Below are 328 nucleotides of genomic sequence, written 5' to 3' on the forward strand. Positions count from 1 at the left end.
AGATGTGTATAAGAGACAGGCTAAATGCATTTTAATTATTCTCACGCCATTGCGCTTGCCCTGAGCCAAGTTCATGTAATACTCGCCCTGTGAACCCTGCTGAAGGTGTATTTGATATCCACACTTTTATTTCACCGGTCTCACCCATACCAATAATTAAATAAGGTTTTACATCTTTAAAAACTTTACCTGTGTGCGCAGTGAATGGGGGTAAGTTTTTAGCTAATTTATACCCCACCTTATCTATAGCCACTTCACCGTAGTAAATTCTATTTTCTGATTTATCGAGCCATTCAACCGCCACTTTTTCCGGGAATTTTTGGTCGTA

1 pseudogene is annotated in these 328 nt (G+C 39.3%); it reads right to left on the reverse strand.

The features are described from left to right. Positions 1-31: 31 nt before the first annotated feature. Positions 32-328, reverse strand: a pseudogene (locus JIG37_RS22080) (DUF2931 domain-containing protein); the annotation flags it as partial.

The organism is Pseudoalteromonas sp. bablab_jr010, from assembly GCF_016464105.1.
GTDB classification, from domain to species: Bacteria; Pseudomonadota; Gammaproteobacteria; order Enterobacterales; family Alteromonadaceae; genus Pseudoalteromonas; species Pseudoalteromonas simplex.